The sequence below is a fragment of the Cupriavidus sp. UGS-1 genome, from assembly GCF_021213615.1.
GTDB lineage: Bacteria > Pseudomonadota > Gammaproteobacteria > Burkholderiales > Burkholderiaceae > Cupriavidus.
In genome coordinates this window covers 117,879-132,669 of the sequence record NZ_JAJQJF010000006.1, presented here as the reverse complement: position 1 = coordinate 132,669, position 14,791 = coordinate 117,879, and the positions used below count along the sequence as shown (strand labels likewise).

General features: G+C 71.2%; 9 protein-coding genes and 1 pseudogene. 7 read left to right on the top strand and 3 right to left on the bottom strand.

Annotation, left to right across the window (positions count from 1 at the left end; all coding sequences use genetic code 11):
* Positions 1–74 precede the first annotated feature (74 nt).
* Positions 75–1,634 (top strand): nodulation protein NfeD, encoded by a 1,560-nt coding sequence (locus tag LRR16_RS10695; RefSeq protein ID WP_232205832.1) that lies wholly within the window; start codon positions 75–77, stop codon positions 1,632–1,634.
* Positions 1,631–2,368, top strand: a pseudogene (locus LRR16_RS10690) (slipin family protein); the annotation flags it as partial. The gene LRR16_RS10695 and the pseudogene LRR16_RS10690, both read left to right, overlap by 4 nt.
* Positions 2,369–2,540: 172 nt before the next feature.
* Here LRR16_RS10690 and LRR16_RS10685 read toward each other — a convergent pair.
* Positions 2,541–7,910, bottom strand: coding sequence for a putative nucleotidyltransferase substrate binding domain-containing protein (locus LRR16_RS10685; RefSeq protein WP_232205830.1), 5,370 nt, complete (start codon positions 7,908–7,910; stop codon positions 2,541–2,543).
* A gap of 301 nt (positions 7,911–8,211) precedes the next feature.
* Between LRR16_RS10685 and LRR16_RS10680 the strand changes: the two genes are divergently transcribed.
* Positions 8,212–9,783 carry an ankyrin repeat domain-containing protein gene (locus tag LRR16_RS10680; RefSeq protein WP_232205829.1) on the top strand — a complete coding sequence of 524 codons (1,572 nt, stop codon included), beginning with the start codon at positions 8,212–8,214 and terminating at the stop codon, positions 9,781–9,783.
* 42 nt (positions 9,784–9,825) lie between these two features.
* On the opposite strand, the gene ppa is transcribed toward LRR16_RS10680, so the two are convergent.
* Positions 9,826–10,353, bottom strand: coding sequence for an inorganic diphosphatase (gene ppa / locus LRR16_RS10675; RefSeq protein WP_006577062.1), 528 nt, complete (start codon positions 10,351–10,353; stop codon positions 9,826–9,828).
* A 206-nt stretch (positions 10,354–10,559) separates the two neighbouring features.
* On the opposite strand from ppa, the gene LRR16_RS10670 reads away from it, so the two are divergent.
* Positions 10,560–11,996, top strand: coding sequence for an aldehyde dehydrogenase family protein (locus tag LRR16_RS10670; RefSeq protein WP_064576124.1), 1,437 nt, complete (start codon positions 10,560–10,562; stop codon positions 11,994–11,996).
* Entirely contained in the window at positions 11,989–12,231 is a 243-nt protein-coding gene (locus tag LRR16_RS10665) for a hypothetical protein (protein ID WP_006577064.1), read from the top strand. The genes LRR16_RS10670 and LRR16_RS10665 overlap by 8 nt, the downstream gene beginning before the upstream one ends.
* 110 nt (positions 12,232–12,341) lie before the next feature.
* On the opposite strand, the gene LRR16_RS10660 is transcribed toward LRR16_RS10665, so the two are convergent.
* Positions 12,342–12,512, bottom strand: a complete 171-nt coding sequence (locus tag LRR16_RS10660; protein ID WP_006577065.1) for a rubredoxin — start codon at positions 12,510–12,512, stop codon at positions 12,342–12,344.
* Between the two features lie 202 nt (positions 12,513–12,714).
* On the opposite strand from LRR16_RS10660, the gene hemL reads away from it, so the two are divergent.
* Both hemL and LRR16_RS10650 read left to right on the top strand, forming a co-directional pair.
* The gene (gene hemL / locus LRR16_RS10655; protein ID WP_232205828.1) at positions 12,715–14,007 is read left to right on the top strand and encodes a glutamate-1-semialdehyde 2,1-aminomutase; all 1,293 of its coding nucleotides are present in this window, start codon (positions 12,715–12,717) and stop codon (positions 14,005–14,007) included.
* Between the two features lie 118 nt (positions 14,008–14,125).
* Positions 14,126–14,770, top strand: coding sequence for a LemA family protein (locus tag LRR16_RS10650; protein ID WP_006577066.1), 645 nt, complete (start codon positions 14,126–14,128; stop codon positions 14,768–14,770).
* The last annotated feature ends 21 nt before the right edge of the window (positions 14,771–14,791 follow it).

Sequence of the window (14,791 nt, the reverse complement as noted above, 5' to 3'; positions counted from 1 at the left end):
TCGCGACGTGCCTCGGACGGCTGTGACCGCCATGTCCGGCCCTCCCCCCTTTCGCCTTTCGCGAGCGCAGACCCATGAACGCCCAGGCAAGCTTCGCGCGGCGGCTCGCCGCCGTCCTGCTGCTGATTGTCGGCATGACGCTGGCCCTGGCCCAGCCCGGCGGCACGGCGGACCGTGCGCGCGCGCAGCCCGCGGCGGCCGCGCCGGTCTACCTGATTCCGCTCAAGGGCGCGGTGGGCCCGGCCAGCGCCAGCTTCGTGCGGCGCGGCTTCGAGCAGGCGCGCCAGGCCGGCGCCCAGTTGATCGTGCTGGAGATGGACACGCCCGGCGGCCTGGACCCGTCGATGCGGCAGATCATCCAGGACATCCTGGCCAGCCCGGTACCGGTGCTCGGCTACGTCTATCCGGGCGGGGCCCGCGCCGCCAGCGCCGGCACCTACATCCTGTACGCGAGCCATCTGGCCGCGATGGCGCCGGGCACCAATCTGGGCGCGGCCAGCCCGGTGCGGCTCGGCATCGGCGGTCCGGAGCGAGAGCGGGAACGGGAGCTGGAGCGGCGCCAGCGCGCCGAGCGGCCGGCCGACCGCGGTCCGGCTTCCGCGGGCGCCGCCAGCGCACCGGGCGGCGCCGCCTCGGAGCGCAAGGACAAGGACAGCAAGGAAGACGACAGGCTCGACACCCTCGAGCGCAAGCAGCTGCACGATGCCGCCGCCTATATCCGCGGCCTGGCGCAGCTGCGCGGGCGCAATGCCGAATGGGCCGAGCGCGCGGTGCGCGAGGCGGTCAGCCTGTCGGCCGACGAGGCCGCGGCGCAGCGCGTGGTCGACCTGATCGCGCCCGACGTGCCGGCGTTGCTGCGCGCGGTCGATGGGCGCGCGGTGGTCGCGGCCGGCGCCTCGCGCACGCTGCGCACCGCGCAGGCCAGCGTGGTCGAGCTCGAACCCGACTGGCGCTATCGGCTGCTGGCCGTGCTGACCGAACCGAGCGTCGCGCTGATCCTGATGATGATCGGCATCTACGGGCTGATCTTCGAGTTCTCGACGCCCGGCATGGTGCTGCCCGGCGTGGCCGGCGCGATCTGCCTGCTGCTGGCGCTGTTCGCGCTGCAGATGCTGCCGATCAACTACGCCGGCCTGGCGCTGATCGCGCTCGGCATCGGCTGCATGGTGGCCGAGGCCTTCCTGCCGAGCTTCGGCGCGCTCGGCCTGGGCGGCATCGTCGCGTTCGCGCTGGGCGCCGTGATGCTGATCGACACCGACATCCCGGGCTTCGGCGTGCCGCTGTGGATGATCGGCACGCTGTCGCTGGCCGCCGCCGCGCTCAGCTTCGGCGTGTCTGCCGCCGCCGTGCGCGCGCGCCGCCAGCCGGCGGTGATCGCCGACACCCGCGTGGTCGGCAATGCCGGCCGCATCATCGATGACGGCTGGGCCGAGGTGCAGGGCGAACGCTGGCGCGTGCGCAGCGCGGCGCCGCTGCAGACCGGCCAGGCCGTGCGCGTGACCGGCCGCCAGGGGCTGGTGCTCGACGTCGAGCCGGCCGACGGTGTGCCCATGGACGAATCGCCCGCGCGGCCACCGCCGCCCTCTTCCACATCGCCCACGTCCCCCACGTCCCCACAAGGAGACCGACCATGATCTTCAGCCTCAGCGCCGGCACCCTCGTCATCCTGCTGGCCCTGCTGATCTTCTCCGCCTTCCGCGTGCTGCGCGAGTACGAACGCGGCGTGGTGTTCATGCTGGGCCGCTTCTGGCGCGTCAAGGGACCGGGGCTGGTGCTGGTGCTGCCGGTGATCCAGCAGATGGTGCGGGTCGACCTGCGCACCGTGGTGATGGACGTGCCGGCCCAGGACGTGATCTCGCGCGACAACGTCTCGGTCAAGGTCAACGCGGTGGTCTACTTCCGCGTCGTCGATCCGCAGAACGCGATCATCCAGGTGGCCAACTTTCTCGAGGCCACCAGCCAGCTTGCCCAGACCACGCTGCGCGCCGTGCTCGGCAAGCACGATCTGGACGAGATGCTGTCCGAACGCGAGAAGCTGAACCTGGACATCCAGAAGGTGCTGGACGCGCAGACCGACGCCTGGGGCATCAAGGTCTCCAACGTCGAGATCAAGCATGTCGACCTGAACGAATCGATGGTGCGGGCGATTGCGCGCCAGGCCGAGGCCGAGCGCGAGCGGCGCGCCAAGGTGATCCACGCCGAGGGCGAGCTGCAGGCCTCCGAAAAGCTGCTCGAGGCGGCGCAGATGCTGTCCCGGCAGCCGCAGGCGATGCAGCTGCGCTATCTGCAGACGCTGACGCAGGTCGCCGGCGATCGGAGCTCGACCATCGTGTTTCCGGTGCCGATCGAGATGATGGAGGTGTTGCGGCCGCACCTGCGTGGCGTCGGCGCTGGGACGGGCGCGGACGCGACGGCGGGGACAGCGGCGACGGGCACCGGCGCGGCAGTGGGCCCCGCCACCCGCGCGGCGGACAGCAACGAGCCGCCGCATTGATCCGGCGCGGCCGGCCCCGCACCGCTACCGTACAGCTACCGCACCGCTACCGCGACGCGGCATCGCGCTGCGCCCACCGCGCGACATCGTCGCGCGAAGGGATGGCAATCAGGCCGCCGAGCGCGGCCGCCGCCGCGGCGCGGCTGGCCTCGCTACCGGCCGCAGACAGCGCCGGCAGCAGCATGGCGATGCCCAGCGCCGGCTGCGAATCGGTGGCATTGCCGATCAGCGTGGCGGCGGCCTGGCCCACCTCCCGCTGGGCCACGCTTTCGCGGCCGAGCAGCGCCGCTTCGGCGGCCTCGCGCAGCCGCCGCGGCGTGCTCGCGTCGCGATAGACCCGGTTCAGCGCCTGCACCGCCCGTTCGCGTTCGCGCAGCCACTCGTTGACCTGCCGGACCACGTAGCGCGGCATCGGCCGGTAGGCGCCGCCGTCGGGCCGGGACAGCGACTCGCGCAGCCGCGCGAGGCCACGTTCCGTCCAGCCGTCCCATGGCCACGCCAGCAACCAGGGATGCGCCTCGCACAGCGCCGCATGGCGCAGCTGGCCGCAGCCCGCGAGCTGCACCTCGTCGAGCGCGGGGTTGTCGCGCGCCAGCGCGCGCAGCGCCGCCTCGGGCAACGCGATGCATCCGCGCGCGTCGAGCCGGCTCAGCCGCCGTGCGCCATCGAGCCGCAGTTCGCGCAGCGCCGCGCAGCCGTCCAGCCGCAGCACGCGTAGCGCCGGCGCGTCGAGCCGCACGGTCTGCAGCGCGCCGTTGTCGCGCAGATCGAGCGCCTCGAGCGCGGGCAGATGCAGCAGCGGCGATTGCGGTGGGCCGGGCTGCGCGACCAGCGGCGCGGCGGCCCGCTCGGCCAGCGTTGGTTCGCCCGGCATCCAGTCGCCCGGCATCCGCATCGCGCGCACGTCCAGCGTACGCAACGCCGGCGCATACGCCTGCACGTGACGCAGCGCCTGCGGCGTCAGCCGCGAGCAGCCGCTCAGGTCCAGCCGACGCAGCGACGCGCCGGTGCCGGCCAGCAGGGTCTCCAGCAGCGCGTCGGTCAGCGCCCCGGCGAAGGGGCTCAGATCCAGGCAGGCCAGCGGCGTGCCGGCCAGCGCCGTCAGCAGCCGGCGCTGGTCGTCGACCGCGATGGCGCGCGCGTCGGCATACAGCGCCATGCCGATCGCGTCGAACACCGCGGTGCGCTGGCGCGCCGGCAGCGCGGCGAAGGTCCGCGCGGCGCCATCGCGTCCGCTCAGCACGCCGAGCACGATCGCGGCGAGATCGCGCGCGGGAGATTGGGCCAGCCGCGACAACGCGCCGGTGGCCGACATGGTGCCGCCCGGCGCGGTCTGCATCGCATCGGCGGGCCGCCACGGCAACGGATCGGGCCGCGGATGGATCGCCGTCAGACCGAAGCGGGCGGCATGCGTGGCCGCATCCGTGGCGCCATAGCGTCCATTCGCGTTCCGGCGGGCAAGCGCCTCGTCGAGACAGGCAAAACGCAAGGCTGGCGCCGCCGGCTCGCTGGCGCGCACCGGATGGCGCTCGAACGCCGCCACATAGGGCGCCGCCAGTTCCGGCTCGAGGCTGCGCAACCATGCGATGCCGGTGGGCGCAATGCGCAGGCGCGCGGCCAGGGCGGCCATGCCGACGATGGTCTCGACACGCTGGCGCAGCGCCGGCAGCGCCTCGGCCGGAATCGCCCCCACCAGGCCCGCGTGCGGCCACATCTCGTTCGCTCCTGCACCGTCCGCGCCGGCAAACAACGCCCCAAGGTCCTGCTGCAGGCGTGCCGCATCCTCGAGCCAGCCGCGCAGCACCGCGTCCGGCTGCAGCCGGCCCACTTCCTCGAGCACCGCAAGGTCGAGCGGCTGCATCATCTGGTCCAGGCACAGCAGATGGCTGCGCACCGGCAGCGTGCTCCGCCCCGGTGCGGCCAGCCCCATCGCGGCCAGCGCGGCCCGCCCGTTGCCGATCCGCTTCAGCAGTTGCCGGGAGCCGCGCTCGACCACGACATGGTCGTCCGCTGGATCGCCGGCCTGCTCGCCGGGCCCGCCGGCCAGTTCGCGCAGCAGCGCCCGCGTGAACGAGGCGGGATGGATCGCGCGCAACGCGGTGGGCTCCTCGCGCAGCAGCTGTGCCAGCGAGCGGCCAGCGACATCCTCGATGACCTGCACATCGAAGATCCGCGTGCCACTGCACAGCTGCATCGGCACGCTGGCCGGCATGCCCCGCCCACCGGTCAGGCGCCGGTCCAGCGCATGCCAGATCGCCTCGCTGCCCGCCGCCTGCGCATCGAACTTGACCCAATAGACGTGCTCGCGTCCATCCGCCTCGAAGCGGACCGTCAGCACGCGATGCGTGCCCGGCTGGCCGGCGGGCTTCGGCAGGACATTGCCGTGCTCGTCGAACAACTGCCGCGCGATCTCCGGCGCCAGCGTGCGTTCCACGATGGCCCGCGACGCCAGCACACGCACCTGCACGGCGTCCCATGCGGCTCCCCACGCCGCCCTTGCCTGATTCCCGCCATCGACCAGCCAGCCGTCCAGGCGTCCGCGAAAGGCGCCCTGCCGTTCCGCCCATTGCGCGCGCCAGCCGTCGGGCCACGGCACGATCCCGAGCGCGCGCATCCGGCCTTCGTTGCCCGGCACCGCGCACAGCGCATCGCGCCAGACGCCCCAGCGCCCCATGGCGTCCTCGCGCGGCACCGCTGCCATGGCGGCCTCGTAATGACGGCGCATTTCGGCTGCCGGCGCACGCCGCACCGCCAGCGTGGCGGCCACACTTCGCGTTGCCTCCAGCGACGGCGGCCGGGCCGCCGCAGCGAGCACGAGCGGATGCAGCGCCGGATCGCAGTCGTCGAGCCGGCGCAGCGCACGCACCGCCTCGCCGACCGGCCACGCAGGCACCTGACCGATGCCGGCGAGCATCGACAGCGCCGCCCGCAGCGGCCCCACCACGCGGTCCTGCACGGCCTGCAGCAGGCGGCGCTCCGAGTGGCTCCATGCCGCATCGGCCAGGTCCTCGCGCCGGTGCGCCCGCAGTTGCAGCCGCCAGCGCAGCGTCTGCACCACCGCCATGGCCCAGCGCCAGTCCGCCAGGAACGGCGCCGAGAATCGCTTGAGCGCATCGAGCCGTTCCAGCGCCGCGCGCGGCGGCGTTTCATGGCGGCCGAACAGCAGCGACAGCGAGGTCAGCGTGTGCACCAGCGGTCCCCGATAGCCATGCTTGAGGTCGACGCCGCTGTCGGCATGATGCGTCTCCGCGTCGCCGAGCCGCATCATGTCGGCCTGCAGCTGGCGCAGCGCCAGATCCTCGCGCGCGCACAGCCGCCCGGGATCGTCCACGCGCAACGGCACGTCCAGCACAGCGGCCATCGCCAGCGACAGCCGCTGCATCAGTGCGGGCTCGCCATGCGCAAGGCAAGGCGTCAGCAACGAGAAGTGCAGGCCCTGGTCCGCATCCGGATGGGCGTTGGCGTTGGCCGCGCTGCGCTGGCGCAGCATGTCGGCAAGCTGCTCCGGCGTGCCGGTCCAGGCCAGCGCCGACGCTGCCACGCGCACGCCCGCATCGACCTCGAATCCGCCCGGCGCCGGCAACGGATGATCGGCGCCCGGCGCCGTTTCACCGAGACTGCAGACGGCCAGGTCGAACAGCCGCCGGAACCGGATGAACCATGCCTGCGCGAGGCTGTCGGCCGGCGCGGGCTCGGCCAGCAGCAGCGCATACTCGAAGTCCGAGTACGGACTCATGTCGCCGCGGCTCATCGAGCCCAATCCGACGATCGCGAATGCGCACGGCGGCTCGGCCAGCATCCAGTGCCGGCAGGCGCGCGCGATCTGCGCGACCAGCGTCCTGTAGCGCGCGGTCAGCCGTTCCTGCAACGCCTCGATGGGCAGCGGGGTCTGCCAATCGCACAGTGCCGCGCGATCGCTTGCCTCGGGCAGTTCCGCTTGCGCCAGATCGGCCGCTGCCTGCGCCCGCAACGCATCGAGGCTGTCGCGCAGCGCGCGCCACAGCGCCCGCGGCGGCTCGGCGGGTGCCGCCACTGCCGCCGCGCCGCTGCGCAAGGTCTGCGCCATCCGCCGATGCGCGCCGCAGTCGTAGCTCTTGAGCGCCGCTACGCACTCCTCCTGCACGACGTTGCGCACCACGCTGTCGCACCATGCCGCGCCATGCGCATGCAGGCCGATCGCCCCGGCCGATTCCGCCAGCAGCAGCACACGCTGCGCGACCTCGATGAACTCGGCGGCGCCTTTGGCGGTCCGGCGCAGGCTGTCCAGCGCCGTGGCGATCGCGTCGGACAGTTGGCGTGTCGGCAGGGCCTCGCGCGGGTCCTCCTCCGGCGCGAGCGCCATGCCGTGCACGGCCATCAGCGATTCCATGCGCGCGAGCGCCTGGAACAGACAATGCGCGCGCTCGAGCATGCGCAATGGCGAGGCTTTCGACACGCACTGCGTGCCGAGATCGAACAGCGCGGCGCGCAGCAGCACCTGCGCCCGCGGCGCCCACTGCGACAGATGCTCGCGCACCATCGCCGCTTCGAGCCGATCGATCGCCGCATCGAGTACCGCGCCACCGCGCCCGCCGGCGGGCAGCAGGCGCCGTGCATGATGTGCGTAGCAAAAGCCCTCCTTCCAATGGCTGCCGCGCATCCACACGCGCACCAGCGCCTCGTACAACGCGACCATGTCGTCGCGGCGGGTCTGGTCCAGCGCCGGGTACCGCTGCAGCAGCAGGCGCAGGCAGGACAGGCAGGCCTTGGCGCAGTCGGCATCGGCGTCCCGATACAGCGCGGACAGCTTGCGCAGCAGCCGAGCCTCGCCACCCGCCGGTGGTACTTGCGCGCGCAGCATGGCCGCGATGCCTTGCAGGCCTTGCTGGACCGTCATGCTGTCGCGGTCGGCGGCGCCGCCCTCGCCGATGCGGCCCTCGGCGTCGGCAGCGTCGGTGGCATCGCTGACGCCGGTGGCGATGCGCTGCGCCGCACGCGGACCGCCGGCCCGCAGCACGCCCAGCACGGCCGGGTCGTACGGCACCTGCGCGGCGAGCTCGAGCGGCGTCAAGCCCTGCCGGTTCCTGGCCGTGCAATCGGCGCCCGCCTCCAGCAGGCAGGTCACGATCACGCGCCAATCGTCGGCGTCGTGGCGCGCCGCGGCGCGCACGGCCCAGTGCAGCGGCGCGTCCCCTTCGTCGTCGGCGGTGCGTGCCAACGCGGGCCTGCCGGCCAGCAGATCCTTGACCCGCCGCCGGTCGCCGGCGAAGACGGCTTCGCGCAGCGCTTGCGGCTCGATGTCGCGCCCGGGGTCGCACCCGGGGTCGCGCTGGCCGTTGCGCTGCAGGTTGTTCTGAATCTCGCGCTCGATGTCTCGCGCCAGGCCGGCCCCGAGCTGGACCAGCGTGCCGATACGTGTGCCGACGGTGCTCAACATGGCGATGGACCTCCCGGACCCGCTCCGTTTGTCGTTCGCTCCACCGGCCTGCGGACACCGGCGGCGCAGCGAACGGTAGGCGATGCCATCGCCGCCAACCAGTTGGCACTGACCATTCGCGACAGAGACGATGCCAATTCCGACAGGGCGGCACACCGGGGCCGTTAGATTCGGACCCCATTCGGTCGCCCCTGCTCGGGTCGCCCGGAATGCGCAACCGTAATGCGCGCCCGTATTGCGCGCCCAACTTGCGCGCCCGTATTGCACCTCCGTATTGCGCCCGTCTCAGCCGGAGATCGCCATGCTGTCCATATCCGCTCACAACGCCCTGAGCGCGCGCGCCGACGCGCTGACGCAGCAGATGGCGCGGACCGCCATCGCCCACCATCCGGTGGTGTCACCGATCGAGGAACTGGAGCGATGGCTGAGCCGGCGCTCGCAGGTGCTGCATCTTCAGTTGACGCTGCTGCGCGATGCCGAGGCTGAGGCCGAGGCCGCCGAAAAGACCGCCGAACGGGCCATCGGCACGCAGCAGGCGCAGCAGGCTTTGACGCAGCACTATCTCACCGAGCTGGACGCGCTGGCCGCGACGATCGCCGCCCGCTATCGCGAAACCATCGAGGCGCGCATGCCCGATACGAAGACCGCGCAGGTCGTGGCCGAGGACGGCAGTGGCTTCGTCCCGCTCGACGCCGGCGAACTGGCGCGCCGGGTCGCGCGCTTTGGCCAACGTCTGGACGACGAGATGGCCGTGCACCGGCGCTTCGCCTTCGGGCCGCCGCAGCGGTGGGCGGCCTTGCGCGCGGATCTCGAGCACGAATGGAGCGCGCTCGAAGCGATGCTGTGCGAGCTGAAGGAACAGCTCGACGCCTTGAACCTGCCCACGGTCGAGCAGCAGGCGCGCATTGCGCAGGCGGTGGCGCGGCTGCGTGGCGAGCGCCATGCCGGCGTGGTCGATGCGGGGCTGCATCAGGGCTGGCTGCAGGCCTGCCGCGAGGGCCGGCTCGATGTGGTTCAGGCGGTCGTGCAGACCGTGCCGCAAGGCGAGCGCCGCGCCTTTGTCGACCGTGCCGGCCCGGACGGCCGCAACGCCTTCCATCTCGCCTGCGAGCATCACGAATTCGCGCTCGCGGTATCGCTGTTGAAGCTTGGCGCCGATCCGCACAGGCGGACCGAGGCCGGCCGCCTGCCGATGCAGCTGGCCACGCACGAGGACCATGGCGAACGCACGCGCACGCTGCTGGCGTGGCTGAAGATCCAGGGCGCCGACCCCTTGGCGCGCGACGACAATGGGCGCAGCGCGCTGAACGAGGCCGCCTATCACGGCAACCGCGCGGCGATCGGCTGGCTGCTCGAACAGGGCGCGAGCCTGGCCGAGCGCGACCGGCAGCAACGCACGCCGCTGCATGCGGCCGCCGCCGCGGGCCATGCCGCCACGGTGTCGCTGCTGCTGTCGCGCGGCGCGGACCCGCAGGCGCGCAACGGCGCGGGCGAGCGGCCGATCTTCGAGGCCTGCAGGGCGGGACGCGTCGATGCGATGCGGGCCTTCCTCGACGCCGGCCTGTGGCTCGACGCGGACGAGCGCCGGCAGTTGCAGCAAGGCGGGATGGTCGGCGAGACCGCGGTCGCGCAAGCCTGCGGTACGCCGCTGCGGGCCGCGCTGGCGCAGACGGTGCCGGCCGTGCACGCCGCAGTCCATGCCGCGGTCAACGCCGCCGCGATGGGCGCCGACGGGACAACGGCAGGGGAAGGAATGAAAGGGAAGGCGGAGCAGCGGGTCGCAACGGCGGCCGCTGCCGCGGACCTGACCTCGAAGGCGAGGCCGGTGCCGCGTCTGCCGCCGGCGCTGCGGCGCCTGCGGCAATGGTTCTGATCGGTGCGCGCCGGGGGAGCGCGCAGCCCGAACAGAAGAGTCTTACTTCTTGTAGTTGGCCACGCCGTCGGTGATTTCCTTGTGCGCTTCCTCGATGCCGCCCCAGCCCTCGACCTTGACCCACTTGCCGGCCTCGAGCGCCTTGTAGTTCTCGAAGAAGTGCTTGATCTGGTCCAGCGTGTTCTGCGGCACGTCCGACAGGCCCTTCATGTAAGCCGTGGCCGGCGACAGCTTGTCGACCGGCACCGCCACCAGCTTGGCGTCAACGCCGGCTTCGTCGGTCATCTTCAGCATGCCCAGCGCGCGGCAGCGCACCACCGCGCCGGCCAGGATCGGGAACGGGGTGATCACCAGCACGTCGACCGGGTCGCCGTCGCCCGACAGCGTCTGCGGAATGAAGCCGTAGTTGGCCGGATAGCGCATGCCGGTGCCGATGAAGCGGTCGACGAACAGCAGGCCGGTTTCCTTGTCGGCCTCGTACTTGACCGGATCGCTCTGGGCCGAGATCTCGATGATCACGTTGAAGTCGTTCGGGATGTCCTTGCCCGGCGGGACGAGATTGAAGCTCATGCGGTTCTCCAGATGCCTGTGTTCGGCCGGTATTTGGCCAAGGTTTGACGATGGCCGGCATTATAGCGGCTCGGTCTGACCCGGAACCGACAGGCGGACGACACGCGGCAACCGGCCTGCGCAGGCCTGTGCCGGCGCCGTGCGTTGCGGTTACCCGGTCCGGCTGGGCGATAATGCCGGCTTGGAATTTCAGCCGGAGCATGACGATGCACGCCCAGCACTTCGTTGCCAACCGCCTGATGGCGCCGGATTCCGGCATGCGCATCAAGGTGTTCGACCCCTCCACCGGCGCGCCCTTCGCCGAGATTGCGCGCGGCAACGCGACCGATATCAACGCCGCGGTCTATGCCGCGCGCCAGGCCTTCGATGGCGCCTGGGGCGCGTTGGCCGCCGCCGAGCGAGGCCGGCTGCTGACCGATCTGGCGCGCAAACTCGCCGAGCACGAGGCCGAACTGGCCGCGCTCGAGGCGCGCGACACCGGCAAGCCGCTGAGCCAGGCGCACGCCGATGCCCGCGCGATCGCCCGCTATTTCGAGTTCTACGCCGGCGCGGCCGACAAGCTGCACGGCCAGACCATCCCGTATCAGAACGGCTATACGGTGCTGACCGTGCGCGAGCCGCATGGCGTCACCGGCCATATCGTGCCGTGGAACTATCCGCTGCAGATCTTCGGCCGCAGCGTCGGCGCGGCGCTGGCCGCCGGCAACGCCTGCGTGGTCAAGCCCGCCGAGGACGCCTGCCTGTCGCTGCTGCGCGTGGCGGAACTGGCCGCCGAGGTGGGCCTGCCCGAGGGCGCGCTGAACGTCGTGACCGGCTATGGGCACGAGGCCGGCGCGGCGCTGGCGCGCCATCCCGGCATCGACCACCTGTCGTTCACCGGCTCGCCGCAGACCGGCAGGATGGTCGCGCAGATGGCCGCCGAGAACCATGTGCCGGTCACGCTCGAGCTGGGCGGCAAGTCGCCGCAGATCGTGTTCGCCGACGCCGATGTCGATGCGCTGGTGCCGGTCGTGGTGCGCGGCATCGTGCAGAACGCCGGGCAGACCTGCTCGGCCGGCAGCCGGCTGCTGGTCGAGCGGCCGCTGTACGACGCGCTGCTGGACCGGCTGGCGATGGTGTTCGAGTCGCTGCGGGTCGGCCCCGCGGAGCAGGACCTCGAATGCGGACCGCTGATCAGCCGCAAGCAGCAGCAGCGGGTCTGGGACTTTGTCTCCGACGCGCAGCACGCCGGCATTCCGGTGATGGCGCAGGGCCAGATCGTCGCCGACGCGCCGGAAACCGGCTACTACCAGGTGCCGATGCTGCTGCGCGACGTGCCGGCGACGCACCGGCTGGCGCAGGAAGAGGTGTTCGGCCCGCTGCTGGCGGCGATGCCCTTCGACGACGAGCAGGACGCGATCGCGCTGGCCAACGGCACGCCCTATGGGCTGGTCGCCGGCATCTGGACGCGCGACGGCGCGCGCCAGCTGCGCCTTGCCCGCAAGGTGCGCGCAGGCCAGGTCTTCATCAACAACTATGGCGCCGGCGGCGGCGTCGAATTGCCGTTCGGCGGCTCCGGACAGTCGGGCCACGGGCGCGAAAAGGGTTTCGAGGCGCTATACGGCTTCACCACCCTCAAAACCATCGCCATCCACCATGGGTAATATCAATTTCCTCTCGGTCGCCTTCGCCATCTTTTTTTTCTGGATGGCCTGGCACGTCAACCACAAGCGCGCCACCAATCCGTCTGGCATGCCGCGGCTGCAGGTGTTCAAGCGCAAATGGGGCGAAACGATCGGCGACCGGGTCCACTGGTGCCTGTATGTGGCGCTGCCGTTCCTGCTGGCGCTGATGATGGTGGCCAATGCGCTGCGGGGGCGCGGGCCGTTCTCGGGCTAGGCCGGCCGCGGCCGGACGGTGGCGGCGATGGCCGCCGTCGGCTGGTTTCTTGTGCGGGGATCCGTGCGTAATACCGGACGAATATCAAGGGCGGGAACGTCGAGCTTCCCTCAGATCGCCACCATCTCGAAGTCTTCCTTGCGGGCGCCGCATTCCGGGCAGGTCCAGTTGATCGGCACATCCTCCCACTTGGTTCCGGGCGGGATGCCATCTTCGGGCGCGCCGGCGGCTTCATCGTAGATCCATCCGCAAATCAGGCACATCCAGGTCTTGTATTCCATAGGGTGGTGACGTCTCGATTAAAATTCAGCGCAGATGGTACCGAATCGACGCGCGGCGCGCCACCGGCATCCCGGTATTTGGCGCCGATATCGATGGCGATTGACGCGGATTGCGGCCGATCGCATACGGTTCGCGCGAATTGGCGTCCGCCCGCATCCGTCCCCGGCAGCGCCGCCCCTCCTCCTCCAGGCAGATCACGACATGTCACGAAACCAGCAGCTTTTCGACCGCGCCCAGCAGACCATTCCCGGCGGCGTCAATTCGCCGGTGCGGGCGTTCCGCTCGGTCGGCGGCACGCCACGCTTCATCGAGCGCGCCGAAGGTCCCTATATGTGGGATGCGGACGGCCAGCGCTATATCGACTACATCGGCTCGTGGGGCCCGATGATCGTCGGCCACGCCCATCCGGACGTGGTCCGGGCCGTGCAACAGGTCGCCGCCGGCAGCTTCTCGTTCGGCGCGCCGACCGAGGCCGAGATCGAAATGGCCGAGGAAATCTGCAAGCTGGTGCCGTCGATCGAGCAGGTGCGGCTGGTGTCGTCGGGCACCGAGGCAACCATGAGCGCGCTGCGGCTGGCGCGCGGCTTCACCGGGCGCGATCTGATCATCAAGTTCGAAGGCTGCTATCACGGCCATGCCGACAGCCTGCTGGTCAAGGCCGGCTCGGGCCTGCTGACCTTCGCCGACACCACGCAGAACGCGCCGTCGTCGGCCGGCGTGCCGGCGGACGTCACGCGCCACACGATGGTGCTCGAGTACAACAACGTCGAGCAGCTGGAACAGGCCTTCGCCACCCACGCCGGCGAGATCGCCGCGGTGATCGTCGAGCCGGTGGCCGGCAACATGAACCTGGTGCGCGCCAGCGATGCCTTCCTGCAGGCGATGCGCAAGCTGTGCAGCGCCGATGGGGCCGTGCTGATCTTCGACGAGGTCATGACGGGCTTTCGCGTCGCGCTGGGCGGCGCGCAGGCGCACTACGGCATCACGCCCGACATGACGTGCCTGGGCAAGGTGATCGGCGGCGGCATGCCGGCGGCGGCCTTCGGCGGCCGCCGCGACATCATGGCCAAACTGGCGCCGCTGGGCGGCGTCTACCAGGCCGGCACGCTGTCGGGCAACCCGCTGGCGGTGGCGGCCGGCATGGCGACGCTGAAGCTGATCCAGGCGCCGGGCTTCCACGACCGGCTCGCCGCGCAAACCCGCAAGCTTGCCGATGGCCTGCTAGAGGCCGCGCGCGCCGCGGGCGTGCCGTTCGCCGCGGATTCGGTCGGCGGCATGTTCGGGCTGTATTTCCGCGAGGGCGTGCCGGCCAGCTTTGCCGAGGTCACGCAATGCGATACCGCGCGCTTCAACCGCTTCTTCCACGCGATGCTCGACAACGGCGTCTACCTGGCGCCGTCCGCCTTCGAGGCGGGCTTCGTCGGCGCGCAGCACGACGACGCGATCCTCGAGGCAACCTTCGAGGCCGCGCGCCGGGCGTTCGCCGCGCTGTAAGGCCGCGGCCAGCCTGAAGGCCCTGCGCAAGGGCCCTGCGCAAGGGCCCGCTCCGTGGATGCATCAAGCGGCTGGTGCGCTACACTGCTGGCGTTCCGATGATCCACGGAGTTTTCCGATGCGCGCCTTCCTTTCTTCGTCGCCGACCTTCGCTTCGTCGCGATTTTCCCTGTCGTCGCTGCGGCCGCTGCGCTGGCTGCTGCTGGCCTGGCTGGCGAGCCTGCTGAGCGCCTGCGGCTACAACGACTTCCAGGCCAAGGACGAAGCCATCAAGGCGGCCTGGGGCGAGGTCGTCAATCAATACCAGCGCCGCGCCGACCTGATTCCGAACCTGGTCAATACCGTCAAAGGCTACGCCTCGCATGAGCGCGAGACGCTCGAAGCCGTGACCCGCGCGCGCGCCACCGCCACCAGCATCCAGGTCACGCCCGAGACACTGAACGACCCGCAAGCGTTCCAGCGCTTCCAGCAGGCGCAGGGCGAACTGAGCGGCGCGCTGTCGCGGCTGCTCGCGGTCGCCGAAAACTATCCGCAACTGAAGGCCGACGCCGCCTTCCGCGACCTGCAATCGCAGCTGGAAGGAACGGAGAACCGCATCACGGTCGCGCGCCAGCGCTATATCGCCGCGGTGCGCGACTACAACGTGCTGGCCCGTAGCTTCCCAACCAATCTGACCGCGATGATCTTCAACTACGAGGTCAAGCCCTCGTTCACCGTCGAGAACGAGAAGGCGATCTCGACCCCGCCCGCGGTCAAGTTCTGATCCTCGTGCCGATGATCTTCG